The organism is Hungatella hathewayi WAL-18680, from assembly GCF_000235505.1.
GTDB classification, from domain to species: Bacteria; Bacillota; Clostridia; order Lachnospirales; family Lachnospiraceae; genus Hungatella_A; species Hungatella_A hathewayi_A.
Map to the genome: position 1 here is coordinate 778,480 of NZ_JH379027.1, position 25,135 is coordinate 803,614.

A 25,135-nucleotide genomic window follows, 5' to 3' on the forward strand; every position below is an offset into this window, starting at 1 on the left:
TATTATTTTTTCCTTTTTATGGGGAAACTGAAGTTCACGGAATCCGGTATAAGAAGACAACTCCAACAAAAAACTGTAACACCCAAACTACGATAAGTAAAAAAATTATGAATGAAAGAGTGATTAGATAATATCATGTACCAAGCTATTGGCATTAATGAAATAATGATTAATAAGATTACAGTTTCGAAATTCCCTTTTATTATGTATGTCCTTCTTTTCCACCAAGATATCCCACTATATAGTAACGATAGCATAAAAGTAATTATGATGAAGGGTTTATTTAGTTGTCTAAGATTTACCAGTAATATATCACTACGTTTCCAAGTCACTCCATTAAATGAGGTAGATGCCCTGAATTGTGCTTGTTGCATAGCTTCTTTAAACACATTTTGGTGTAATACAAGTGATGATAAAATCCACTTTAAAGACCACATACCGCCCCAGCCCATCCCCCATGCAATAGAGGCTATTAGGCATTGGGTAAGTCTATCTTTAAATTTTTTCTCAGTATGTAATAACATATAAACGGCTAGAGGAATTCCTAATGTAACAATAGGATATGTCAATAAATCTAACCAATTTGTTACAATTCCAATTACTGCAAAGTAGAGGACCAAATTCATTGGTTTTCTATATTGAGGCCGCAAAAGAAGTCCTATTGTGGCACCCGATGTGACATAATATACTGGTGAAAATTGCAATGATAAACCAAGCGCTACTGGATTTAGCATCAGCCAGTATACAATATAAGGTACTATATAATTGGTTAGTTTTCTCTTAATGAGCAATAGAATAATAATTATAAATAACAATATTTGAAGCACTAAATTTAATTTACGAATTTGTAAATACTCAAAAAAGTGTAAAGCTATTTTAATAAACGGAACATAACCATGCCAATATCTAACATATGATATGATGCTTTTATCCTCGGCTTCGTCTACATAAACAGAGTACGCTTGTTCTGTTAAAGTATCTCTTTCCGTATAATATCTGTAATTACCAAAAACTTTTTGTAAGAGCGTTTCTTTTCCACCATAAGCAGCAGTACATAGAATAAGAGAATCCGTAAAATTATCTAATTTGGTTTCATAAACAATATTGATTGAATGGTAATCCCCTTCTGTTAATAGATATTTTGAAGAATAATTCATATGTTCCATCATTTCAGAAGTGACCGGAATGGCGTATCCCAAAACACTGAGAATGATGCAGCAGAATATTACACAAATAAGAATGCGGAGATTGTATAACCATTTAATTGACATTCTTCTTTTCAATTAATTTGTAATCCTTCCTAATACCCACTCTACTAATTCAAAATCAAATTTATCATCAATATCATAAGAGTGATTTTTTTCCATAATATACGCATAGCAGCCATCAAGATAAATGTCACTCTGAGGGGCCATTAGTTTTTCAACTTGGGTAATATATATAGCCCCATTTTCAATATAGCGCTTAGGTAAATCCTGCCTTCTCATATTTCTATAAGCAGATCTGGCAAAATCTTCCATAGAGTTATTTTTATCAATTAGAAATGACCATTCCAGTGGGTGATCTGTTTCGCGAACACTAACAACTGTTTTAGCTTTTTGCTGAATAAATAATTTCATTGCACCTTTTATATCATCAGCGTCTCTTAACGGCGATGTTGGTTGCAAAAGAGTTACTACATCAAATGTTTTCCCGGCCACTTTTAATTTCTCCAATACTTCTCTAACAACATCCCATGATGATGCCTTATCTGAAGCAGTCTGGTCCGATCTTAAAAAAGGTACATCAGCCCCATACATTTGGGCTATTCCTGCATATTGTTCCGAATCAGTTGATACCATTACATAATCAAATATATTAGATTTTATAGCTGCTTCAATAGTATATGCGAGCATTGGTTTATGAGCTAAGGGGAGTATGTTCTTATCTGGCAGCCCTTTTGAACCACTCCTTGCTGGAATAATTGCGATGTTTTTCATACGATGTCCTCTTTTATATCATAGAAGCGTTTCTTAATACCGCTGTTTTGGGTTAAGTAGGTTTTTATTTCTTTTACAATCATTTCAGATGTATTTCCATTTCCATATGGATTGATTGTATTATGGGCTTTCCTTTGAAATTCAGATGTACGTGCCAGTTTTATTGCCTCTACAATTAAACTGGAGTCTACGTCGCAGTTAATTATACTGTCTGCCTGAAGTCGGCCTCTTTGTCTGTCACCTATATTAATAGTTGGGATTCCGAAACATGGAGCTTCAACAATTCCGCTGGATGAATTGCCAATAACCATTTGACTATATTTCAGCATACTTAAATAACGTTTAATGCCCAACGAAAAAAATGCTTTACAATTGGGATGTGTCTCAACAAATTCGTCAATTAGCGAATTAATTATTTCTCCTCCAATATCGGCATTTGCTTTAGTAATGATAAAATTTATATCAGGAAACTGGTCTAGTGCTTTTAATAACTCCATAATTTGTTTTTCTGCCAATCCCTTCACTATTGTGACAGGATGGAATGTAACACTGGCCAAAGGCTTACATAAAGTTACCCCTAAATCATTTTCCAATTCTTCAAATGTTAAATATTCCATTTTTGTAATGTTTTCAACACCAACATCACCATAATTAAATACCCTTTGTGGATCTTCCCCCATTTGAATAATACGTTTTCGATATTCCTCACACCCTGGAAAATGTAAAACACTCATTTTTGTTACTACATTTCGAATAATATCATCCACGGCCCCCTCTGTTATTTCTCCACCTGAAATATGGCAAATCGGTATTCCATAAATAAGAGCGCATTGACAAATAGCAAGTAATTCATATCTGTCACCTAAAACTACCAGCATATCAGGTTTTTCTCTTTCAAACATGCTTCCAAACTTTACGGTCGCCACACTTAGGGTCTGGATAAGACCATCCTCACTATTCTGATCAGCCAGGATAGGAATTTGTTCGGTAATCGGAAATTGGTCATCTAATACTTCCTGAACAGTAAGGCCATATCTATTGGACAAGTGACTTCCGGTGACAATTAAACAAAGCTCTAATTCCGGATCTTTGTTAATAGAGTCCAGTGTATTACGCAACAAACCATATTCTGCTCTTGTTGCGGTAACAACGCATATTTTTTTCATCGTATCTTATTTCGCTCCCTCTTGTGCATAATATTTTTTAATTAAGTTCACTAAGTAATCCATATCTTCCTTCCCATAGCGCTGATCAATTGGAATTGAAATAATTTTATTTGATATTTCTAGTGACGTCGGATTCCTTTTTAGGCGTATATCTTCTAATGGCCAGTGAACCGCACAATATATTTTATTATCAATAAGAAACTTTTTGAAACTGTCCCTATTATCAACAAATATAGGAAAAGTAAGAGGAGTAAAATCTTGACTAGTTTCTTTAAAAACAGGTATTAAGGGAATTTTACTAATTTGCGATTTTACATAACTTAAGTTTTTTTTGCGATGTTCCTTTAAGTCATTGATAGAATAACTTAATAATAAAATTTCAGATATTTTAGATATTGAATGAATTTCAGTCTGCTCATCAAGTTTTTGTTCTGCTTGGTGAAATATTTGCCTATACAAAGATTTACAAGAAAGTTTCTTATGTAAATACAGATTTTTCATTATCATTGCTTCAAATTTAATAGGAATTAATTCGCTTTTCAATGTTTGCTTCTTTAGAATATTTTTTGAATAAGCTACACCACCATCTGGTATAGGGAACCATTTTCTTAGGCTGCACACACAATAATCGCCAATGGTATGTTTGTTTGTAAAAATACTATGAGTTGTATCTTCAATAATTATGAATCCGTATTTTTTTCTTTTATCATCTAAAAGGCGTAAAACGTTAGAGTTTTGTACTTGTCCAAAATAATGCATTAAATATATAGCATCTACTGACTGATTAATTTTGTTATTTAAATCAGCCAGGTCTATCTGAAAATCTTTTGTCACTTGATAAAACTCCACTTGGAATTCGCTTTTATAAATACTAATCACGCTTTCACAGATATATGAAGGCAATAATATTTTCCGGAGTTTTAAATTATGGTTAATAAATCTAGTTGCACTTCGCCCGCTATCAAGATATACACAATTAAAATCTTTTAAATATTCAAATATAGAATCCTCAATCTTTTTTAGACTAGAAATATCTACTTCAAATTCGCTTCCCAATTCCATTTTTTGAACCTACCCTTTTAAACTCTATACTGCAAGAATAATTGTGCTCTTTCTCCATGCTTGGCTTCCCAATTATCAATTAAAATTTTATAGACTTCTTGATTATGTATACGCTTTCCAATATAAAAATCGGCATAATTCTTTGAAAATCGACTCTTAAATTTAAAAAGATTATCTTCTGTTGAATCAGATAACCCTCCGCCAAAATGCATTTTTTTATATCCGTGTTTTTGAGCATATTGAATTGCTTCCCAAAGCAAAAGATTATTAGGAGACAATCTTAAAGCATCTTTTTTACTTCCAGATAGATGATAGTGAAAATAATTACCATATCCCATAAATATTGCAGCAGCTATGGTTTCTTTACCATCAGTTACGCTTAGCAAGGTGCAGTTGCAATTATTCCTGATAAAATCATAATATTCTTTTCCAAAAAAGTAAAACGAGTCGGCCCCAACCTTATCCATTGTTTCTTCATACATTTTTATGAATTCTTCATAGTCGCTATTGATTTGTATAGATAAATTATTTTTTTGACATTTTCGAATTATGTTGCGGTTCTGGGTAGAAATTTGGTACATCCATATTGTCTCTATATTAGGTGTCAAATCAAGCCACACCGTTTTTCTGTTATGCAACACTTGAATTCTTTTCTTAAAAATAGTTTCATTCTTAATAAGTGGATGAAATCGTACAAACTCTGCTATAATATTTTCATCTTGACAATATTGCAAAAATGCACTCTCAAACTTTTCTATGAAATCTGCATCTTTATTTTTTACTAATGGTCCGCCATAACCATAAGCAGTTTCAATATCATAGTAGTGACCATTAATTTGATGAGAATTAATCGGTCTTTTCAAAAATGGGTAAATTCCAAGATTATCTGTATCATCTGTAAATACAAACAATTGAGGCAATCCATGACCTTCTTTTTCTTCCAGCAAATAGTACTGGCTTGTAAAATAAATATCTTGATTATCCAAAGGTAATTTTTGGATGTATTCATCCCATTTTGGATTATCTGCTGTTATAATCATTACGATTACCTCCAAATTATACATACTCCCAAAGAATCATATTATCCTTGTTTACATCGCATTTTAATACTCGTCCGTTTAAAATATCTGCATATTCTGGGGCAATTCCATTTCCAGGCCTTTTATAGCAAAACATTTCTTTACTTAAAACAGTTCCTTTTTTTAAATCTTCCTTTGCCAATATGCTTCGTCGAACCTGTATCATAATTTCTTTTTCATGAGGAGTTGGTTTCTTCTCTCCATCGCCTAACAGGAGAACTGTATTTCGAATATGGGAAACATATTCAGCAAACTCGTTCGGCCCCATTGATGCTTTATGGTCGGGGCCTTTTAAGTCCCGATCCAAAGTAATATGTTTTTCAATGCATATGGCTCCCATCGTAACAGCTGCAATTGCAGCCTCAAATCCTAACGTATGATCAGAATATCCAACAGGAACATGAAATGCATTTTTTAACGTTATCATTGCTTTTAGATTCACATCTTCTATTGCGGTTGGGTAATCAGTTGTACAGTGCATTAATGTAATTTTATCATTTCCAGTTTCCCGAATTACATCCAAAGCTTTTTCAACTTCGCCAAGTCTACTCATACCCGTAGATAAGATAATTGCTTTTCCCGTACATCCTATTTCATGCAGAAAAGGGTAATTGGTCACTTCGGTTGATCCAATCTTAAGCAACGGTACATTTAAATCTATAAGGCACTTTAAGCTCTCTACACCATCTGGAGTAGAAATAAAATCAATTTCTTTTTTTACACAATATTCTTTTAAAATATCAAATGCTTCAAAAGGTAATTCTAATTTTTTTATCATATCAAACTGCGACTCATGAATAGGATCATTGGCCATTTGGTATGCAGCTTTAGCTGCACTAGCACTTGTTGATTCTTCCGCTTTAAAGGTCTGGAACTTGATAGCATCGGCGCCTGCCTCTTTTGCCATATCGATAAGACGCTTGGCCAATTCAATATTTCCATTGTGATTAACACCGGCTTCTGCAATAATATAAACTCCCATTATACGCCTCCAGTTAATTTTATAAATGTTATACATTTAGATGTGCTTTCATTCGCTCCAATTCCTCCAGTTGGCCCATGTCTAACCAATGTTCTTCTGCAATTGGGTAAACCCCTACACGCTCACCTTGGTCAACACATTTTTGGATAAGATCAGTTATATGAATAAAAGTATTAGATGGAATTTTTCTTAAAAAATCGGGTTCAAGAATATAGAACCCTGTATTAGTGATAAAGGATAGTTCCGGCTTCTCATTGAGCCGTAATACCTGTCCACATTCAGACACATCTACTGTTCCATAAGGGATTGTTGTTTGTTTTACAGCGCATATCATAGTTACCAAATTTTTATTGTCTCTATGAAAATTCAGTATTTCCCCATAATCTTCTTCCACAAGAATATCGCAATTAGTCATAAAAAAAGTGGAGCTATATCTTCCTTCAAGAAGTTTTAATCCCCCACCGGTTCCCATGAATTCTTTTTCATCTATAAACGATATGTCCCTGGTTATTTCATTGTCTAAAAAATATGATTTTATAAAGTTCTTCTTATAATTTACAATCATATCAAAATGAGTACATCCATAGGCCAAAAAGTGATCCATAATATGCTCTGTAATCGTCTTCTCGCCAATAGGTATCAGCGGTTTAGGCAAAATTTGAGTGTAAGGATAAAGTCTCGTCCCCTTTCCACCAGCCATAATTGCAACAGGTACTTTTAGCTGAGGTTTGTTTTTCTCTGCCGAATCTTCCAAAAAACATAGTTTCACTATCTCTGAAGATGTATTTAAAATTGGTATGGAACGAATCTTATATTTTCGCATTATAGTATTAGCTTTATTTTCTTCTTCAAGAGTTAAATACTTGGGATCTTTGTTGCCAATCTCTGAAACAGGGCATTTCAAATCACCATTTTTCAAAATATATCTTCTGATATCACCATCGGTTAATACACCAATTAACTTCATGTTGGAGCATATATATACAATACCATTGGCATTTTGATCAATCTGCTTCATAGCATCTATAACGGAAGAATTGGGATCAATTATAAAATCTGTTATCTGCATTATATATCCTCTTCATATTTTTTTATCAGCTCAGAAATTTGATCAACTTCTTTACTTTGTAAATTACTACTGCAAGGAATATTCACTACCCGGTCATAATACCATAATGCTTTTTCAATTTTATATTTTAGACTATTCTGATAAGGTTTTAATGTATGAATCAATTGCCAAATTGGACGGCTTTGTATATTGTGCTCATTCAGATATTGAATTAGTCCATCTCTATTTTCTGTTAGATGACTATAAAACCAATAATTACTTCTAATATCTGAACGAAATGGAAGCAAATTTATACCATCTTTCTGATACAGATCATAATTCGCTTTTTTTATTTTTATGAATTCCTCCAATTGCTCTAATTGGGCCAATCCCAAAGCTGCTTGCAGATTAGTCATTCGGTAGTTATATCCAATTTCTTCATGAACAAAATAAATCTTATCCGCCTTTGCCTGAGTAGAGAGAAAGCGACTGCGCTCTACCAAAGATTTTTCATTGGAAACAATCATTCCACCGCCGCCAGTTGTTATAATTTTGTTACCATTAAAGGAGTATACGCCCATATCGCCAATAGTTCCTGCATATTTCCCTGCATATTTTCCTGATACGTAAAAGCTACCTAATGACTCGGTTGCATCCTCAAGCACCTTAAGGTGATATTTGTGAGCGATTTCCATAATTGATACCATATCAGCCAGATTTCCAAATACATGAACCACAATAATCGCCGTTATCCTCTTATGTGTAGATTTATGGATCAGCCTTTCTTCATGTACCTCACATTCTTCCTCACAAAATTTTTGGAGTTTTATTGGGTCCAGGGTCAACGTATCATCACAATCCATAAAAACTGGTTCAGCACCCAAATACTTTACCGGATTAACTGCTGCAATAAAAGTTAATGTCGGAACTATAACTTCTTCTCCACCTTGTATTCCTAATGCCATCAAGGAAAGATGAAGACCTGACGTCCCACTTTGACATGCCGCGGCAGCTTCAACGTTTACATAATTGATGATAGCTTTTTCAAAGTCCGTAATATAGGGACCTGCTGTTGAAACCCATTCAGTTTTTACGGCTTCGGTCACATATTCTAATTCTTTCCCCTTCAAGTTGGGGACAGATAATGGTATTATTTTCTTATTCATATGCATTCTCCCATTCTGCATAAGCAGATTATACTTTACATATTGTATACATCAATTTTATACCGATCGAGGTTATGTTCCAAAAATTCTATCGTTTCTGCCAAACCTTGACGGAATGTATACTGCGGTTTCCAATCAGTCAAGTTTAGAATCTTTTTATTGCATCCCAGCAGTCGATTCACTTCGCTTTTCTCTGGACGAAGTCTCTGTTCATCACAAATAATTTTTGCATCGGGCTTAATTTGATAAATCAATTCTTCTGCAAGAGCACCGATAGAAATTTCACTTTGAGTTGCAATATTAATTTCTTCACCAATCGTTTTGTTGCTCTTATAAATTTCTATAAAACCATTTACCGTATCTTTTACATAATTGAAATCCCTGGTTGGTGTCAAAGAACCCAGCATAATCTCTTTTTTTCCACTTAAAAGCTGCATAATGATAGTTGGAATAACTGCCCTGGCGGATTGTCTCGGCCCATATGTATTAAATGGACGTACAATTGTAACAGGTAAATTGAACGAACGATAAAATGACTCTGCCAGCCTGTCCGCCCCTATTTTAGTCGCGGAGTAGGGTGATTGCCCCTGATACGGATGCTTTTCATCAATTGGAACATATTGTGCTGTCCCATATACTTCAGAAGTGGAAGTAACTAATATACGCTCTAACTCCAATTCTCGTGCTGCTTGTAGGATATTCAACGTCCCTTTAATGTTCGTATCAACATATGCATCCGGGGAATGATAACTAAATGGAATTGCAATTAAAGCTGCTAAATGAAATACTGCGTTACATCCCTTCATTGCTTCCTTTACACCGTGAGGATCCCGAACATCCCCTTGGAAAACTTCTACATGGCGCATGGTTTCCACTGGTAACGTGTCAAGCCATCCCCAGCTATTGAAGGAGTTATAGTAGACAAACGCCTTTACGTCATATCCTGATTTAACAAGTTCTTCTGTTAAATGGCTACCAATAAACCCATCAGAACCTGTAACTAAGACTTTTTTATCGCTCATAATCTACCTCTCTTTTTTGCTTAATTTAATTTTTAATCTTTTGCAAAATCTCACTAATTTTATAATTATTGCCCCATACCGCTTTAGAATCATATGGCCGATCTGGAAAAACACCGTATTGGAGTTTTATATCGAATCCATTGTCTTTGATAAAACGCTCTACACGATCAGCTAATTTTTCGGGATGACCAGAGCAGATATTGATAATTCCATTTATTTCGTCTTGCTCAATTGTAAATGTAACCTGACGGCAAAATTCATCATAATCCAAAAAGTCGAATTGATTCATTCCTCTGGTAAATGGAAAAGTTTTTTTCCCTTCATTAGTTGCCTGCACGATTTTTGAAAAAACAGAACATCCATATGAGGTGTTTCCTACTATATAATATCCCCGTAGCCACTGGATTTTTTTATTATAAATTTGGGATAGATATTGTGCCTGTAAGCGTACCGTATTTTTAGCAATACCATATAAACTCATGGGGTTACACGGCGAATTTTCATCAATACTTCCCTCATAAAATCCCACTTCATGCATAGAACCCATTATTGCAACTCTCTTTATGTTACTATTAAATATATTTTTTAAAAATTTATAATGTAACGGAATATTCTCAATGTGTCTATCTGAATTATGTATAAAGCCATCTTGCCAAGCTAAATGTAAAATTACATCTGGTTGATTAAAAAAATGATAAGGATCCTCAATATCAAACAAATTACAATCTATGAGCGTTGCCCTATTATCACTCATATTTGTATTCAAATCGGTTGCAATAACGGTGTGTCCATCATCTAACAGATTTTTAACAATTCCAATCCCCAGATATCCATTAGCTCCAGTTACTAATATTTTCATTTACTTTTGTCTCCTAATCTATAATTAACATACTAAAAATCATCAAATAATTTTACCAATTAACTTTTGTGTAAATCTAAAAATAGACATGAAACATGTCTTTACAAATATGGAGAATTTATTGTCAAAATCACATATTTTGACTAGTTTATTTCTAAGATATTCTATTATCAATGCAGAAAAGTAGATTCCTCCAATGACTATTGCATAAACGATAATTATTTTTAATGAATTTGCATATTGTGTTAAATTTAGTGTTTCCCATAAAACACTTTCCACATCTGTTTGACAATGTAGAAGATAAGAAGACATGGATAATCCTGCAACTATGTTAATTACACTACTGATTTTTGAATCAAGATTTAAGCATATCTTAGAAAAACCTAATACTAAATAAATTGCAGCCATGTAAGCTAACACAGAATTGTATGCAAAGAAATTAAAGTTTTTTATCAATGGAATTTTTACAAGTCCCATTGATAATAAGAGTAGTATACTTATGATGGTATATTTGGTTAAATAGCAAAGGGCCTTCCCCTTAAAATCCTCTGAATGTTTACTCATATAGCACCCTGTTATGTACAACTGTATAAACCATGCAAAGCTATAACCGTAATTAATACCAAGGGCATCTGTCCATTGTGCTAAAAATGGAATAAATGAAAACGTAATGGTCAATACAAAAATTAACATACGAAAATTTTGTTTATCTAAATTATCGACCAATTGATTCAAAAAAGGTGAAAATAGTAATATTGCAAAATAACATGTCATAAACCACCACTCTCCTCGTATGACTGGAAATATGCGTTTTATGATATCTGATAACAAAATTGTTCTTTCAAATGCAATACTAACTGTAAAATAACCTCCTAAAGAAAAAAATAATAAAGCCAACCACAGTTTCGATAATTTTTTTATTATCTGATGAATATCTGCATGTTTTGTATATGAAAACATCCCTGTAATTATTACATAACAGTTGACTGCTCCAAAGCTAAAATATTGAAGGCCCCAGACAATACTTTTAACAAAAAATCCACTTGCATATAGTGCTACTTTCCCAGTTCCCCCAGCATTGATATGTATTATAATTACGAAGAATGCCAGAATAATTTTTAATATGTCAATACCAATATTACGATTATTCGTGTACTTTTCTAATATGATTTTATCTTGCCTCATAGCAAACTATCCTTTCTCGTTGCCATTGAATTAACTTCAGTCTAGAATTAAGCATTTAAAATAATATTCATTTGTTGTACTAGAGAGTCTGCAACTAGGTTTATATTTTCTTTGCTTAAGGAAGCAGGATCTGCTGAATAAACATTGCCTTTCCTAAGAGTACGAAAATACTCGCATAAGTATTTTATAATTTCACTTCTCTGAGGCTGTTTCCAACCGTTTATCAGAGGCAAATAATTATAATAAATATCCTTTATTTTAATAACCCCAGGTGCATTTGAAAAATATATTTCTCCACCAAGAAAAACTGGTTTTCTAAGCATCATTGCTTCCCACCCTGCAGTACCAGTAAGTGTAGTAACAGCTATTGCATTTTCTATTAGACTTCTAGAACTTTCCCAAGGGTTAATTAAAATTACATTGGGATATTTTTCTAATTCTTTATAAAAAGAAATATCACGATTTCCTAATAAAGCATAGTGCTCCTTTACATATAAAACCGTATCCGCAGGCAAACTTTTTGCCCACGAATCTATGAAGTACAATTGCTTTTCATATTTGGGTGCGCAAACAATAGTTGATGCCTCTGGTTGATAATGAAGCGGAAAATAAACATATTTTCTGCTATAATCAGCTTTTTGATAAAATTTTTGACTTTTTAAATATCGAAAATAAAATTTTATAGGATCCATTGCCATTTTGTAATCCTGATAATACATATAATTATATTTGTCATTTGAATATTTACTTATTCTTCTATTAAGATATTTGACAGGGCACAAGAAGTATCTCAAGCTCATATGAGGTCTTTGTCCTGTAAAAGCCATATTAACAGGTTTGATATCTGTTTTTTCAAATTCAGTAAGATAATCTTCTGCTTTATTTACCTCCTCAACGGAATATTGGTTAGTTTGATATTTATTATCAAAAAGCATATCCATTTGAAATGGCTCGTCAATAAAGTAATGATAGGAAGCGTCTAGACCACCTCGTGCCGTCATCTGACATAAATATTTTACTTTTAATTTTTTGCCAACTAAATATCCAATATAGGATTGTAAAGTAGCAATTGTTTCATCATAGAAAAAGTTTATCTCATTTTTTGTAAAGAGGTCTTCAAAAAACATAAAGTATCCAACGGTTATTTTAACCACATATTCATAGTCTCTATTGATTAAAAAACGATCAGTATATACATAGGACCATAATGGACTACAGTCATATTTTTTTTCAAATTCACAGAACCAATTAAATGTGAACTTCTCCCAATTTTCTTTAAAGTATTTAGAGACTTCACATATTATAATATTATCATTACCTAGTTCGTTGTGAATATAACTTGATTCTTTATCATTCATCGTGATAAAATAGCCCTTAATATTATTATCATACCGGTCTTTTATGGACGCATAAATATTTGCTGAAAATTTGTCATAGGAGGGTCTGGCCATAAAACAAACATTATACATTTTTCTTCCTCCATATTTGAATAAATACAGTAATGTAAACTATTCCCGCAGTAAAAATCGAAACTATCATAGCTACATAATTAGAATGAAATAGTTTTTCAAATAGCAAACACGGAACAATTGAGACTGCTACAGGAAACCAACCTGACATAATGAGTTTTCTGAGGTTATAATTAAAGCGTTTATGAATCCTAAGCAAAAGTAGTAAAGAGTACAAGAAATAAGACATGGCCGTTCCAACCGCCACATTTTCAACTTGTCTTCCATTTATCATTACAAAAAGTGTAGAAGTAACGATATTAAATATACACAATACTACCGTATTGACTAGCAAATCCAGGTTCAGTTTCAGTACGCTAAAAATGTTACTGTAAAGTAACGTCGCACTATAAATTGCAACACCTACAATTAATATTTGTGCCGGTTTGATTCCCGCATGATAATTTGGCATAAAAATATCTACTAATATTGGAAGTAGGTAATACGCTACAATGGCAGTAATTCCCGTGCAAGCGCTGGTTAGTAGTGTATACTGATTACATTGGTCTATTAATTTGTGCGTACTATTTGTCTCACCATAAATCCTTGAAATTTTATAATAAAAAATCTGGGAAATAGTTTGAGGTACTATAACCATTGTACTAAACCCCATTAACGGAACACTATAAACCCCCAAATCTTCTGTTGTCATAAAAAATAAAATTATAAATTTATCAACGGATGACATAATTGTCCATACTAAAGAATTTATTAATAATGGCAATCCCGTATGTATTGAATATTTTAGTGTTGTTATGTCAATTTTAAATCTAATTGTTTTTAGGCTCGTTTTAAAATAAAATGCTATTGACAATAAGGAGCCTGTGATTGGCATAATATATAGACCATAGTAGAACCATTTTTTTATTGCAAATAATCCTAATATAATAGCCGCTACTGTTTTTATTAGGCTTACAGCAGCTGTCATATTGTAACGTCCTTCCATCCGTTCTGTATATATACAGAACGATGCAATTGTCTCAAGCAAAACGGTTATAGGGCATAATAAATATCCCCAAAAATAATGTTTTTCCAACAGAGCATTGCTATACAGAAGGAGAATAGCACTATCAACTATAATCATTAAGATTAAATAAATTAATATAACAAAACAAAAAGCAGTATTCTTTAATTTCCGCGCTTCTTCACTTTTTTCTGCTCCTAAAAATTGAGGATAGTCACGATTATATGAATTCATTACACCTAATTGTGCATAATTCAAATAAGTTTGTAATAATAAACACGTTGTATAAATTCCATATTCTAATGGTAGTACATATTTTTTAGCGTATACTGAATATGCAAAAGAAAAGAGGGAACAAATTACAGTGCTGGCTGTTACTAATATAAAATCTATTTTTTCGAGCTTTTTTGATAAAATGTTTAATGATTTTTTAATCAATTTATTTTCCTTTACTATTTTCAAAGTAAAATTTCTTCTAACCATCCGTTAATAGAATATTTGTTTATTATTTTTTCATCCAACTGTTGAAAACCATCCCCTCGTATAAATTTTTCTATTTCCGAAAAATCATATCCATCTATCAGCAAAATATTACAATTTTTGTAAAAATCATATTCTAATATCTGCTTATTTGTAGTTATCATTTTTTTTGATGAGCCTAAACATTCTATGGTTCTCATTGTTAAACCTGTTTGTGAGCTATGACTGCAATCAAATACTGCTTTAGTCCTTTTTAGCTTTTTTATTAGTTCTTCTTTTGTCAATCCCTTATTGTGAATATAATATCTTGGAACCTTTTGGAATTCCTTCATAAAAATCCTATTCCAATAAAAAACTGAGTTTTTACAAAAAAAATAGACATCTAATGACAGTCCATTTTTTTTACAATACTTTTCTAGCTGAATGTAGTATTGGGCTCTCTCTTGGCTGAGAGAGGCAATATATAACAAGTCTGTAGTGTTATTTGTGTTTTCTTGAGTAATAAAATTATACTCTTTAGTAAAAAATAACGGTCTAAATTTCCACCCAACAGCAGCATGGTCTTCAGCATCCTTTTTATCAAATGTGTATATTTTATCAAAATATGTACTTATCACTTCAGCATTACGCATATTTTTACAGGAATCCCAAAAATACAGAATATACGTAGAATTTTTAAATTTACTCTTAAGGTAATCTAGTATATATTCATTAAATAAGTCAATTCTGATACAAAATATGATATCCAAATCAATACTTTCTAGTTTCTTAAATTCATTTAAAAAATGATTATTACAAATTTTATTTCTGAGTCTTTGTGGCGATCGATTTAGCAATTTGAATTGGAATTTTGTATAATCAATATTCTCCTGTATATAAAATACATTAGCTCCAAAAGATTTCAACTCAGCTATAATATCCTTTTCATACCCAAAATAATCTGGTGCAATTAGCAGAATATTTTTACCACTTAATAAGTTTCTATGAATCATTTATCTTCTCCCAAGCATCTGTCTTTTTATTGTATTTTTTAATTATACGAGCAGGATTACCTACCGCTACACAATAATCTTCAATGTCTGAAGTAACTACTGCATTAGCACCTATCACACAATGTTTTCCTATGCTTGCTCCAATTATTGATACGCCTTCGCCAATCCATGTATCAGATCCAATTACGACATTTGAAATATGATAGATTTGCTGGCTTAATATTGGCGATAAAATATCATAATATCCATGATTGCAATCCGATATAAATACTCGTTCTGCAATTAGCACATTTTTTTGAATCTCAACATTTTTATATGCTACACAATGAAAGAATCGTCCAATCTGCGTCCCTGAATCAATATTTAATTTGCTTATTCCCGTTTTTTCTCCATATAGCCATGCATGGGAATCAATATATACGTTATTACCTATATTAATAGTCTTAGGATTTTTAATCTTAACAGGAGAAGCGATAATCGTGTGTTTGCCTATATTTCCCATAAAATATTTATACCAGGTTATGGCAATAAGACGATATTTTAACGCCTTAACATGGCTGCTGAAATAAAACATAAAATTCTCCTTATAAGTGTGCTTGGTTTATCAATATCTGCTTAGAATATACATAACCTAAAATCAATATCAACAATGCAGAATCTATAATTGGTTCACTCATAACAATTAATACAATACAGATAACAGTGAAAAAAAATCTGCGTTTCTGTATTCGATTTTGTTTTTTCAACATTTTATTAACACATAATATTGGAACAATATATATCATAGAACCCATAATACCTAATTGATATAGAACAGAACTAATGGAATTTGTATTTCCTCTAGCTAATCCATATCGATTAAGCATTAGTTGTTCAAATATAAAATGGTTACGATACCCCCAGCCTAAAAGAGGTTTTTTAATAAAAAGTTCTATACCACTAATCCAATCATAGAATCGCCAATCAAACGATGCAGTAGCATGTGTCAATTTTTGATCTAATAGCCAAACAATAACAACAAAAGCTGTTGTAAATCCAATTAAAAATATTGTCACCTTAGAAAATCTATCTCTAATTTTATTATTGACCAATGCTTCAAATCCAATAATTAAAATCGCTAATCCTAAACCAGTAGTTGAAATTGTTGATAGCAATGCCACTAAAATTATAATAAGATGCCATTTTTGTTTTTTGAAATCAGTAAAATAATAAATCAAAAGTTCTAGGTCTAACAAAACAGCAAATACACCTGGCTCAGTAAATATGCCCTCATTTCTTGAAACCATGAATGGACCAAATATTTGCCCTGATAATCCAGCATGATCATATAAAAGATAAAAATAATTGTTATGTGCATGTAACCAATCATTTTGAAAAACTTGATAAGGCAAATTAAGATGGAATAACGCAACCGCCGAATACACTACTAGATTTAATACAGTATATATGAGAACAATATAATAAAATTGCTTAAATATATTAACATGTCGACTATCAGCATATATACAAATACCAATTGAAACACATAATAGTAGTACCATTCTTATCCATAGCAATCCATTTATTGGATAATAGATAAACTCGATTACTGTAAATAGTATTATAGGTATAATACATTTCAAATATGAATTTAAAATTCTTTTGTTTCCTAATTGGGTGATGGTAACCAAACCTCCAATAAATATAATGACTATCTCTAGATAAGTTGCACCAATTTGATAGCCTAAGAGAGAACTGGTTGTAATAAAGCATAAAATGATAATAATATTAATAATTAGGTGAGCACAGGTAAATACTCCTATTTTTGTTCTTTTATTATTCATAGTTATATAATTATATTTTAATGATATATCTTTTCCCTTTCTTTCACAGACACGGCAACAGTGCTAAAAGTAAAATATATTATTTGAATTTTGACATTAAAAACATAGGTAACTTATAGTTTATAGCCAATAGTGTCATGGGTATTTTTCTATTTAAAGGCATTGGTGACTTCATTAAAAAGAAATAATTATCTCTAAGTCCTTGTTCAATGAAAGTAACCGTTTTCTCCCAGTCATCTTCAGTCTTATCAATTCCATACATTACAATTCTTAACATGGATGATAAATAAGTCCTCGCTAATTTCTGCTCTGCCAATACTCTGACATCTTCAGGTTCGTTTTTGACAAGTTCAACATATCTTTTACCAACCACCATAAGATCATTATAAGTCTTCTGAGTAAGAGGAGAATGAACAATACTTGTCCTTCCCTGATAATAAAAATAAATAATCTTATTACTTTTTACTATAGCGATTAACTAATAAAATGATTTCTAGATTGGTAGCACCATCTTCATATAATTGCCCGATGGGGAAACGAACTGAATGAAAAAGGTTTTTTTTATATAATTTTGCACAAGCAGAGTAATCAGCAACCCTGCGTTTCATCCCCAGCGTTAAATAATTTTTAATAGCTTGATTACGAGACATGATTGCCTCTGTATAATGTTTTTTGATTTTTATAGATTCATCATATGTTAGTTGATAGGAGGCAGAAACAATATCTGCTTTAGTTTTCTCCATTATTGTAATTAAATAATATAGTGCATCTTGTGTTATCCAATCGTCACTGTCTACAAAAAACAGGTATGTACCTTTTGCTGCATCGATACCAGCATTTCTCGCAGTACTAAGGCCTCCGTTCTTTTTATGTATAACCCTTACTCTATTATCTTCTTTTACATATTCATCACATATCTTTCCACTTTTATCATTAGAGCCATCGTCAACTAAAATTATTTCAAAATCACGGTATGTTTGACATAAAATAGAATTAATACATCTTTTTAAATAAGACTCTACATTATATACTGGTACAATTACACTAATTATTGGAGTGAAACTATTATAGTCCATATTATGCCTTCCATATCTATTTATAATATTTTGATGTATTTCGTCTAAATTCTTCTATATTTTTATAGAACATGTATATTGCAAATTTCTAAAACTCCCACCCCCACTTATTAAAATATTTAATCATTGACTTTAATGAAATTATAAACATTTTATATGATTTTGAGCTTTCACGTTTCCATTCATGCAATACTTGAATATGTGGGTTATATACAGTTCTACCAAATTCCTTTAAACGTCTAGTTAAATCAGCATCCTCAAAATATAAGAAAAAGCGTTCATCAAAACCACCTATTTTTTTTATATAATTGGTTCTAGTTACCAAAAAGCATCCCGTACAGAAATCAACATCTTTAACAGTTGTTATATTTTGGTCTTTCATTGTATATTTATCTCTCCATGCTGAAAAAATAGGACTTATATGTTCAAGCCTCCCCCCCAACATGTACCGGATAGTCGGACATTTCTTTGGTAAGTATTGCTCTGTATTATCGAAGTTCATAACTTTAGGAGACATTGCAGCAATATCGCTGTATTTATTCATAAACTGTATGACCTCAAATATTGTTTTTTCTGATACAACTATATCTGGATTTACAAATATATGATATTGAGATGTAAGTTCATTAATAATTTTATTGTGCGCAGCTCCAAACCCCAGATTATCTTCATTAAGTAAAACATAAAGATGTGGATATCTTTTTTTTATAGAATCAACAGTACCATCTGTTGAATGATTATCAATTATGTAAATGTCAATCTCCGATAAATTGACTATTGACTGTAAAAGGGTTAATACTTCTTCTGCATTATTGTATGTTACAATGCTTATTGATAAACTTTTGTTCATTTTAGTATTCCTTAATAGTTTTAATCTTAATCTCTTTTATGTGTTGAGGTTTGTACTATTTTTTAGAGCAGGCGGCTTCTTGCAAACTTTTAGAATCTTCTATCGAAAATCCTTCTGTACTTTCTTTCATAAAAAGAATCTTTATCGTCTTAAAAATAATTTCTATATCCAACCATATAGTATAGTTTTCTATATACATCAAATCTAACTTCAACTTATCATATGCTGTTGTATTATATTTCCCGTATACCTGTGCATATCCGGTCAATCCACCTTTTACTTTCATACGGTATACAAATTCAGGTATTTCTTTTGAATACATATCTACATGTTCCACCCGCTCTGGCCTGGGGCCAACAATACTCATCTCTCCTTTTAAAATATTTATTAATTGTGGCAATTCATCAATTCGTGTCTTACGTATTATTTTTCCGACGGGTGTGATACGCGCATCGCCTTCAGTTGCTGGCACAGATTGACCATTTATTTCAGCATTTTCAACCATACTTCTAAATTTACAAATGGAAAATATTCTTCCATCTTTAGTACAACGATCCTGATAATAAAGGACGGGACCATGGTCATACAGTTTAATAGCAATAGCAGTAATTAAAAAAACAGGTAATAATACTACTAACGCAGTAAAGGAAAGTAATATATCCATACTTCTCTTTACAACACGTTGTTCAAATGCTAAACCGCTATTTCGACATAACATTAGCGGAGTGTCAAACATATGAAACGATTCTGCACTTCTGATTATGATATCTGATATTTTAGGTGTTGCATAAACCCGAATAGAATTTTTATAACAAAACTTCAATAATTGATTTCGCAAGGTAGATGGTACATCGCAGATGAGAACACCCTCATAATTACATATTTTATCTTGAAGTGCACTGAAGCCTAGAGAAATATGTGCCAACTCGCCAACAATAAACCGGTCTGTCCGTGTATGTAATTTTCCCATCAAACTGGCTACAGGATGTTCTCCATAAATTAACAAAACCTTTCTGGGGGGATATATTTTCCGATATATCCGGTTAAACAACCAGCTCCAAAGTGAAATGATCAAAACATCTCCCAATGTCATATAAATGAGTGGAAGAATACTCTGGAATACCTTCGTAAGTAATGTAATCTGCAGATAAATCATGACATTGGCACACACTGTTGCCAATATTTGCGAATAAATCATATTAGCCGTTTTCAGATATCCAATTTTCAACCCACCGTATAGTCTGCCAAAAACCAAAAGCAATAATCCATACACAGCGACTATCAGCCAATGCCCTGTTCGATTATATGGAACTTCCATCAGATTGTTGTAATAATGGACCCAAGTGAACCAATAGAGGCCCATTTCAATCAAAAGTAGAACCGCCCCGGATAGAAATCGAACTATTCGTTTATATTGTTCATAACTTTTCATAACTTGAAAAACCCCCAATTTTTGGGCAAAAAATGCTTCGTATAATCTTCATTACTAGTTTATTAATAGAATAGTATCGTTTTCAAAATGAAACAACGTGGTAGAGTGTGAAGGGCTATAAGAATTTGCAAGAATAGTATTGCTTTATGTGCTTTTTCGTATGAAATTTCTTATACTTTACTTTCACTTTGTATTTTTGTATAATGTAGAACATAAATATAGGATTACTCCTGTAATGGAGAGTCAGAATTTAACAGAATATGTAAATTATTGTTAGGGGGGAGACAAACGTGACAATCGAGGAGGTTTTAGCTTTTGAAGAAATGCAAATATTTGAACGTAAAAGTATAGGTATAGAACCTAAGGCTTTGGCAATACCAATTGTTGCGTTTGCAAATGCGGATGGAGGAATAATAGCCATTGGTATCTCAGATAAGGCTAAAAGAATAGAGGGTATAGATTTTGAAATAAGTAAATTAAATGAACTTTTACGTGTTCCTTTTGATTTTTGTAATCCAACAGTAAAAGTAGAACTCGAGAAGATTCCATGTATTGATTTTCGAGGAAGAGAAAATCATGTTTTGCTGATGCATGTTGAGCCTAGTCCGGAGGTTCATGCAAACCAGGCAGATGAAGTCTACCTGAGAGTTGGAGATAAGTCGAAACTTCTTCCTTTTGATGAAAGGTTACAACTTACCTATGACAAGGGAGAACGCTATTTTGAGGATAAGCCAGTTCCTGATGCAGGATTGGATGATATTGATATGGTTTTTGTTAAAAGTTATATTGATAAGATTGGATACACCAAAACTCCATTAGAATATCTTAAACAAAATAAGGGATTTGTGAAAGAAAAAAATGGAATCACACAAATTAGTACGGCAGCAATACTTTTATTTGGAAAGAATCCTCAGAATTTTTTTCCGCGCGCAAGAATACGCTTTATTCGATATGAAGGTATTGAAGAAAAATTTGGAACAGAGATGAATGTAATAAAAGATGTTATTTTTGAGGGAAATATTTTAACAATGTTGACTGATTCGATTGCTTATTTAGATACACAGATTAAAGAGAAAACTTACCTAGGTCAGGACGGAAGATTCGTTACAGAAGAGGAGTATCCTAAATTTGTTCGTCAGGAGTTAATTGTTAATGCAGTGACGCATCGTGCTTATAGTATAAGTGGGACTGATATCCAAATAAAGATGTTTGACAATCGTATTATAGTAGAGAGTCCTGGAAAACTGCCAGGACTTGTTAGAAAAGATAATATGCGCCATACTCATTTTTCAAGAAATCCTAAAATAGCCGAATTTTTAAAAGTGTACGAATTTGTAAAAGAATATGGTGAAGGTGTTGATCGTATGTGTAGAGAACTTGAGAGCATCGGATTGAAAGCACCTGATTATCATACAAATGCATTTTTATTACAAGCAGTTATTTATAATTCTAATTTGTCAAAAACGGCTATTGAAATAGAAAATATGGCTATTGGGGACAAAAAGACGGCTATTGGAGATGAAAAGACGGATTTTATAATAGAAAAACTGGCTATTGAAACCTTAAGATATGCGATGTCTAAATGTAATTTTAGTGAACCAACAGAAAAAAATATTTTTAGAGTATATGAAGAGATAGAAACAAATCAAATTTTTGGAGCTCCAGAAATTAAAGTAATATTGAATTGTGCTACTACAACATCTAAGGATATTATGAAAAAACTTCGTGATATGGAGGTTGTTAGGGGAGTAAAGGGACGCGGAAAAGGGAAATATAGGTTTGCTTATAAAAGTGAAATGTAATAAATTATGATGAATGTAGAAAATATCTAAGTGAAAAAATTGTTGGGGGCGTGCATTTTACTCTGATTTTTTGTTACATTCTATCCTCGCCTTCTCACGGCGCAAGATCTTTGAGTTCTGCATCGGTGGTGTCCGTTCCAGATGGGCTGTCGAGCAGGTATTTCAGATAGTTGTATGGGTGAAGCCCGTGGGCTTTTGCCATCTCTACCATGGTATAAACTACCATACTCGCGTTTGCACCATCCTGGCTGTCACTAAACAGCCAGTTCTTACGGCCCAATGTCACCGGGCGGAGGGAATTCTCCGATGGGGTGTTACTCAGTCAGCAGCGTCCGTCTACGAGGTAAGTCAACAAAGTGTCTTTTCGATTTCGGATATATGTTACTGCCCGATCCATGCGGTTCCCTGTTTCTGGATGCTGGTCATCGAGCCAGCGCACGAAGCCTTCCCCAACCGGCTTTGCATCCTTCTGGCGGCGTTTGTATACCTGTGCATAGGACAGTCCTTTTTCCTTATAGCTTCGTTCGTATTCAAACAGTTTGCGGCAGTAAAGGACACCCTGTACTGCCGGATGGCTGTAGTCTTTCTCATGGCCCTTCGGGATGACTTCCATCAGGTATCTCTGTATGTGTGCTTAACAGCAGCAGCGGCGTATCTTCTTCAGCTGGTTATAACCACTGTAACCATCCACCATAACATAGGAACCTTCATCGATCCCATCCAGAAAGTCCACTGCATTTCCCCCGGCTCTGGTTTCTGTATAATGATATAAGATGATGGGAGGGAGCCGGTCCTCTCCGGAACGCATCGGCCAGATATAAGACTTGCTCTGTGGCCGCCGGCCAGGTTCTTTCAGGACCTGGATTGGTGTTTCGTCAGCCATCAGGAAGTGTCTTTTTAACAGTTCCCAATGAAAGTAATCATATACGGGCTTCAGATAGTTCTGGGCGCAAGTGATGATCCAATTCGCCATGGTCGTTCTGCTGATACTGACTCCAAGAAGTTCAAATCCCTTCTCCTGCCGATACAGAGGAAGTTTATCTGCATATTTTTCATACATGATATGTGACACCAGGGATGCAGAAGCATATCCGCCTGGGATAAGTGCCGGGCTCCCTTCGTTTTTGATGAACTGCGGATCCTCCGTGTCTTTACAGGCTGGTCACCCATAGGTGGTGGCAATGTACACGATACGCTCCAGCTTTGCCCTGGTATAATGAGTTCTGTCCGTATCTCTTCATGGACGATCGGGATCATGCCGGCTCCACACTCCGGGCACTGCTTCTCTTATTCGGACAACGTATTTACTTCTTTATAGTGGATTGGAAGATTTGCGGACATCTCATCATAGTCCGCTTTGGGCTTACGTTCCCGCTTGCTGGTCTTTACTTCGATGAACTCCGGCTCAATGAGCTCCGGCAATGCTTTTTCCTCGGAACCGGATCCTGAGAAAAAGCTCAGCTGGCCGGGCAGACCACTGCGCCGTTCACTGGAACTGCCAAATAACTTCTGCTTGAAGTATTCAAGCTGTGCCTGCAGGTTTGAAATGATCCGGTCTTTTTCATCGTCCCTTGCATTGCGCTCTTCGAAATCTTCTGCAAAGATATGTTCAGGTCATTCTGGGTACGGATCGTCATATTAATTGTGAGATTGTATCCTTCAGCTCCCTGAACTGGATATCCTTTGCACCGGATGCTATGAGTGTCAGCTCCTTCGTTTTATTACTGGTATTTTACCAGAAAACGAAGAAATCAGTCCTGGCGGCGATTTCGTCATAATGACGGTGGATAAACGATTCGGATATCAGGTAAAAACTGGATAAACCAGGATATTTACTGTCACAGACACCTCAAAATACCATGAGATACGATGAAACAGTTATCACGCAGACGTTATCCCACCTTGGTGAAAAAGCAAAGCGTTTATCCACACATCCAGCTGAAATGCCGCCGGAAAATTTCGGCAATTTCACGATGGATTTTTTTAACTGGTTTGGATTGCTTTGGGCTGCTCAATATCCAGTCCAGCTGACGCCAGGTAATTGCCTGGATCTCGGAACTTTTCTGTGGCCAGCGGTACCGGCCCTGTGTAACGCTCAGCCTTTTATAAAGGAGAACATATCCAGCTGGTTCATGGAGCAGGATTTTGATCCAGTCACATCGTTTCCAACAGAAGAGGAACAGGGATGACTGGTCCGGATTCATGGAAAGCTTGTCCCGGATAATGTAGCAGAGACCATCGATGGATCTACGCATATTGGTTGTGCCACACACGATATAGACGTTGTCCACCACGGAGATATCGCCTAGCATACCATGCCTCCCACAAGGCCGAGAACACGATCCAGTATGGCCGGATCCACACCATTGGCAATACGGATTGTCACATCGCCAAGCGATATTTCTATCCTTGCAGATATTTCTGAGATTCTGGATGGATCCTCTAACGCTGGCTGGACTGGAAACATGGATTCCGGCTTTTCTGCCTTTGGATTGAAAGTTAAACGAACCACATCCTGCGCTGGCAATGGTTCTGGTTCTACATTGGAAATGGATTCAGGAATCTAACAGCAGCCAGATGCTAAAAGGAGATATTTTTACATCCATTTGTTTGAGCAATGTTACTGATAAAATCCAGGAACAAAAAACGCTAGGACAGCA

24 protein-coding genes and 1 pseudogene are annotated in these 25,135 nt (G+C 33.8%); 2 read left to right on the plus strand and 23 right to left on the minus strand.

The window, feature by feature from the left end; all coding sequences use genetic code 11:
- Positions 1-2: 2 nt before the first annotated feature.
- From HMPREF9473_RS03560 to HMPREF9473_RS03655, 20 genes are all read right to left on the minus strand, one after another.
- On the minus strand, positions 3-1,271 hold the full coding sequence (locus HMPREF9473_RS03560; RefSeq protein ID WP_034857899.1) for a hypothetical protein: 1,269 nt from the start codon (positions 1,269-1,271) through the stop codon (positions 3-5).
- Between the two features lie 12 nt (positions 1,272-1,283).
- Entirely contained in the window at positions 1,284-1,979 is a 696-nt protein-coding gene (locus HMPREF9473_RS03565) for a cytidylyltransferase domain-containing protein (protein ID WP_006778693.1), read from the minus strand.
- Positions 1,976-3,145 carry a UDP-N-acetylglucosamine 2-epimerase gene (neuC, locus tag HMPREF9473_RS03570; protein ID WP_006778694.1) on the minus strand — a complete coding sequence of 390 codons (1,170 nt, stop codon included), beginning with the start codon at positions 3,143-3,145 and terminating at the stop codon, positions 1,976-1,978. The genes HMPREF9473_RS03565 and neuC overlap by 4 nt, the downstream gene beginning before the upstream one ends.
- A gap of 6 nt (positions 3,146-3,151) precedes the next feature.
- Entirely contained in the window at positions 3,152-4,207 is a 1,056-nt protein-coding gene (locus HMPREF9473_RS03575; RefSeq protein WP_006778695.1) for a DegT/DnrJ/EryC1/StrS family aminotransferase, read from the minus strand.
- Positions 4,208-4,224: 17 nt separating this feature from the next.
- Positions 4,225-5,247, minus strand: a complete 1,023-nt coding sequence (locus HMPREF9473_RS03580; RefSeq protein ID WP_006778696.1) for a lipid II:glycine glycyltransferase FemX — start codon at positions 5,245-5,247, stop codon at positions 4,225-4,227.
- 16 nt (positions 5,248-5,263) lie between these two features.
- A complete protein-coding gene (gene neuB / locus HMPREF9473_RS03585) occupies positions 5,264-6,268 on the minus strand; it encodes an N-acetylneuraminate synthase (protein ID WP_006778697.1) in 1,005 nt (334 codons plus the stop codon).
- Between the two features lie 28 nt (positions 6,269-6,296).
- On the minus strand, positions 6,297-7,337 hold the full coding sequence (locus HMPREF9473_RS03590; protein WP_006778698.1) for a sugar phosphate nucleotidyltransferase: 1,041 nt from the start codon (positions 7,335-7,337) through the stop codon (positions 6,297-6,299).
- Positions 7,337-8,482, minus strand: a complete 1,146-nt coding sequence (locus tag HMPREF9473_RS03595) for a LegC family aminotransferase (protein ID WP_006778699.1) — start codon at positions 8,480-8,482, stop codon at positions 7,337-7,339. Before HMPREF9473_RS03595 ends, HMPREF9473_RS03590 begins: the two co-directional genes overlap by 1 nt.
- Positions 8,483-8,517: 35 nt before the next feature.
- A complete protein-coding gene (locus tag HMPREF9473_RS03600) occupies positions 8,518-9,504 on the minus strand; it encodes an NAD-dependent 4,6-dehydratase LegB (RefSeq protein ID WP_006778700.1) in 987 nt (328 codons plus the stop codon).
- 25 nt (positions 9,505-9,529) lie between these two features.
- The gene (locus HMPREF9473_RS03605; RefSeq protein WP_006778701.1) at positions 9,530-10,363 is read right to left on the minus strand and encodes an NAD-dependent epimerase/dehydratase family protein; all 834 of its coding nucleotides are present in this window, start codon (positions 10,361-10,363) and stop codon (positions 9,530-9,532) included.
- 42 nt (positions 10,364-10,405) lie between these two features.
- Positions 10,406-11,548, minus strand: coding sequence for an acyltransferase (locus HMPREF9473_RS03610; protein ID WP_006778702.1), 1,143 nt, complete (start codon positions 11,546-11,548; stop codon positions 10,406-10,408).
- Positions 11,549-11,595: 47 nt separating this feature from the next.
- Positions 11,596-13,017: a capsular polysaccharide export protein, LipB/KpsS family gene (locus HMPREF9473_RS03615; protein ID WP_006778703.1), complete on the minus strand. Its 1,422-nt coding sequence runs from the start codon at positions 13,015-13,017 to the stop codon at positions 11,596-11,598.
- Positions 13,010-14,503: a lipopolysaccharide biosynthesis protein gene (locus HMPREF9473_RS03620; RefSeq protein WP_080568774.1), complete on the minus strand. Its 1,494-nt coding sequence runs from the start codon at positions 14,501-14,503 to the stop codon at positions 13,010-13,012. The genes HMPREF9473_RS03615 and HMPREF9473_RS03620 overlap by 8 nt, the downstream gene beginning before the upstream one ends.
- Entirely contained in the window at positions 14,479-15,492 is a 1,014-nt protein-coding gene (locus HMPREF9473_RS03625) for a hypothetical protein (RefSeq protein ID WP_006778705.1), read from the minus strand. The genes HMPREF9473_RS03620 and HMPREF9473_RS03625 overlap by 25 nt, the downstream gene beginning before the upstream one ends.
- On the minus strand, positions 15,482-16,066 hold the full coding sequence (locus HMPREF9473_RS03630) for an acyltransferase (RefSeq protein ID WP_006778706.1): 585 nt from the start codon (positions 16,064-16,066) through the stop codon (positions 15,482-15,484). The genes HMPREF9473_RS03625 and HMPREF9473_RS03630 overlap by 11 nt, the downstream gene beginning before the upstream one ends.
- 10 nt (positions 16,067-16,076) lie before the next feature.
- A complete protein-coding gene (locus HMPREF9473_RS03635) occupies positions 16,077-17,315 on the minus strand; it encodes an O-antigen ligase family protein (RefSeq protein ID WP_006778707.1) in 1,239 nt (412 codons plus the stop codon).
- Positions 17,316-17,394: 79 nt separating this feature from the next.
- Positions 17,395-17,691: a hypothetical protein gene (locus tag HMPREF9473_RS03640; protein ID WP_034857903.1), complete on the minus strand. Its 297-nt coding sequence runs from the start codon at positions 17,689-17,691 to the stop codon at positions 17,395-17,397.
- A 79-nt stretch (positions 17,692-17,770) separates the two neighbouring features.
- On the minus strand, positions 17,771-18,391 hold the full coding sequence (locus tag HMPREF9473_RS03645; RefSeq protein WP_006778708.1) for a glycosyltransferase family 2 protein: 621 nt from the start codon (positions 18,389-18,391) through the stop codon (positions 17,771-17,773).
- A gap of 88 nt (positions 18,392-18,479) precedes the next feature.
- On the minus strand, positions 18,480-19,241 hold the full coding sequence (locus HMPREF9473_RS03650; protein ID WP_006778709.1) for a glycosyltransferase family 2 protein: 762 nt from the start codon (positions 19,239-19,241) through the stop codon (positions 18,480-18,482).
- Positions 19,242-19,296: 55 nt separating this feature from the next.
- Positions 19,297-20,673: a sugar transferase gene (locus HMPREF9473_RS03655; protein WP_006778710.1), complete on the minus strand. Its 1,377-nt coding sequence runs from the start codon at positions 20,671-20,673 to the stop codon at positions 19,297-19,299.
- A gap of 290 nt (positions 20,674-20,963) precedes the next feature.
- Between HMPREF9473_RS03655 and HMPREF9473_RS03660 the strand changes: the two genes are divergently transcribed.
- Entirely contained in the window at positions 20,964-22,475 is a 1,512-nt protein-coding gene (locus HMPREF9473_RS03660; RefSeq protein ID WP_006778711.1) for an ATP-binding protein, read from the plus strand.
- Positions 22,476-22,719: 244 nt separating this feature from the next.
- On the opposite strand, the pseudogene tnpC reads toward HMPREF9473_RS03660, so the two are convergent.
- The 3 genes and pseudogenes from tnpC to tnpB form a co-directional block, all read right to left on the minus strand.
- A pseudogene (gene tnpC, locus HMPREF9473_RS28035) lies at positions 22,720-23,604 on the minus strand (IS66 family transposase); the annotation flags it as partial.
- Between the two features lie 158 nt (positions 23,605-23,762).
- On the minus strand, positions 23,763-24,080 hold the full coding sequence (locus HMPREF9473_RS28040) for a transposase (protein ID WP_347509096.1): 318 nt from the start codon (positions 24,078-24,080) through the stop codon (positions 23,763-23,765).
- Between the two features lie 317 nt (positions 24,081-24,397).
- Entirely contained in the window at positions 24,398-24,787 is a 390-nt protein-coding gene (gene tnpB, locus HMPREF9473_RS28690) for an IS66 family insertion sequence element accessory protein TnpB (protein WP_006778714.1), read from the minus strand.
- Between the two features lie 54 nt (positions 24,788-24,841).
- Between tnpB and HMPREF9473_RS27900 the strand changes: the two genes are divergently transcribed.
- Complete coding sequence (locus HMPREF9473_RS27900) at positions 24,842-25,042, plus strand: hypothetical protein (RefSeq protein ID WP_207636779.1); 201 nt, start codon at positions 24,842-24,844, stop codon at positions 25,040-25,042.
- Positions 25,043-25,135: the final 93 nt, after the last annotated feature.

Excerpts from the sequence above, each read along its gene's own strand:
- HMPREF9473_RS03575 (WP_006778695.1), bottom strand. The coding sequence starts at position 4,207 with ATGGAATTGGGAAGCGAATTTGAAGTAGATATTTCTAGTCTAAAAAAG.
- HMPREF9473_RS03620 (WP_080568774.1), bottom strand. The coding sequence starts at position 14,503 with ATGGTTAGAAGAAATTTTACTTTGAAAATAGTAAAGGAAAATAAATTG.
- neuB (WP_006778697.1), bottom strand. The coding sequence starts at position 6,268 with ATGGGAGTTTATATTATTGCAGAAGCCGGTGTTAATCACAATGGAAAT.
- HMPREF9473_RS03640 (WP_034857903.1), bottom strand. The coding sequence starts at position 17,691 with ATGGTGGTTGGTAAAAGATATGTTGAACTTGTCAAAAACGAACCTGAA.
- HMPREF9473_RS03595 (WP_006778699.1), bottom strand. The coding sequence starts at position 8,482 with ATGAATAAGAAAATAATACCATTATCTGTCCCCAACTTGAAGGGGAAA.
- HMPREF9473_RS03600 (WP_006778700.1), bottom strand. The coding sequence starts at position 9,504 with ATGAGCGATAAAAAAGTCTTAGTTACAGGTTCTGATGGGTTTATTGGT.
- neuC (WP_006778694.1), bottom strand. The coding sequence starts at position 3,145 with ATGAAAAAAATATGCGTTGTTACCGCAACAAGAGCAGAATATGGTTTG.
- HMPREF9473_RS03635 (WP_006778707.1), bottom strand. The coding sequence starts at position 17,315 with ATGAATAATAAAAGAACAAAAATAGGAGTATTTACCTGTGCTCACCTA.
- HMPREF9473_RS03580 (WP_006778696.1), bottom strand. The coding sequence starts at position 5,247 with ATGATTATAACAGCAGATAATCCAAAATGGGATGAATACATCCAAAAA.
- HMPREF9473_RS03590 (WP_006778698.1), bottom strand. The coding sequence starts at position 7,337 with ATGCAGATAACAGATTTTATAATTGATCCCAATTCTTCCGTTATAGAT.
- HMPREF9473_RS03605 (WP_006778701.1), bottom strand. The coding sequence starts at position 10,363 with ATGAAAATATTAGTAACTGGAGCTAATGGATATCTGGGGATTGGAATT.
- HMPREF9473_RS03650 (WP_006778709.1), bottom strand. The coding sequence starts at position 19,241 with ATGAACAAAAGTTTATCAATAAGCATTGTAACATACAATAATGCAGAA.
- HMPREF9473_RS03645 (WP_006778708.1), bottom strand. The coding sequence starts at position 18,391 with ATGGACTATAATAGTTTCACTCCAATAATTAGTGTAATTGTACCAGTA.
- HMPREF9473_RS03560 (WP_034857899.1), bottom strand. The coding sequence starts at position 1,271 with ATGTCAATTAAATGGTTATACAATCTCCGCATTCTTATTTGTGTAATA.
- HMPREF9473_RS03565 (WP_006778693.1), bottom strand. The coding sequence starts at position 1,979 with ATGAAAAACATCGCAATTATTCCAGCAAGGAGTGGTTCAAAAGGGCTG.
- HMPREF9473_RS03655 (WP_006778710.1), bottom strand. The coding sequence starts at position 20,673 with ATGAAAAGTTATGAACAATATAAACGAATAGTTCGATTTCTATCCGGG.
- HMPREF9473_RS03625 (WP_006778705.1), bottom strand. The coding sequence starts at position 15,492 with ATGATTCATAGAAACTTATTAAGTGGTAAAAATATTCTGCTAATTGCA.
- tnpB (WP_006778714.1), bottom strand. The coding sequence starts at position 24,787 with ATGCTAGGCGATATCTCCGTGGTGGACAACGTCTATATCGTGTGTGGC.
- HMPREF9473_RS03610 (WP_006778702.1), bottom strand. The coding sequence starts at position 11,548 with ATGAGGCAAGATAAAATCATATTAGAAAAGTACACGAATAATCGTAAT.
- HMPREF9473_RS03615 (WP_006778703.1), bottom strand. The coding sequence starts at position 13,017 with ATGTATAATGTTTGTTTTATGGCCAGACCCTCCTATGACAAATTTTCA.
- HMPREF9473_RS03630 (WP_006778706.1), bottom strand. The coding sequence starts at position 16,066 with ATGTTTTATTTCAGCAGCCATGTTAAGGCGTTAAAATATCGTCTTATT.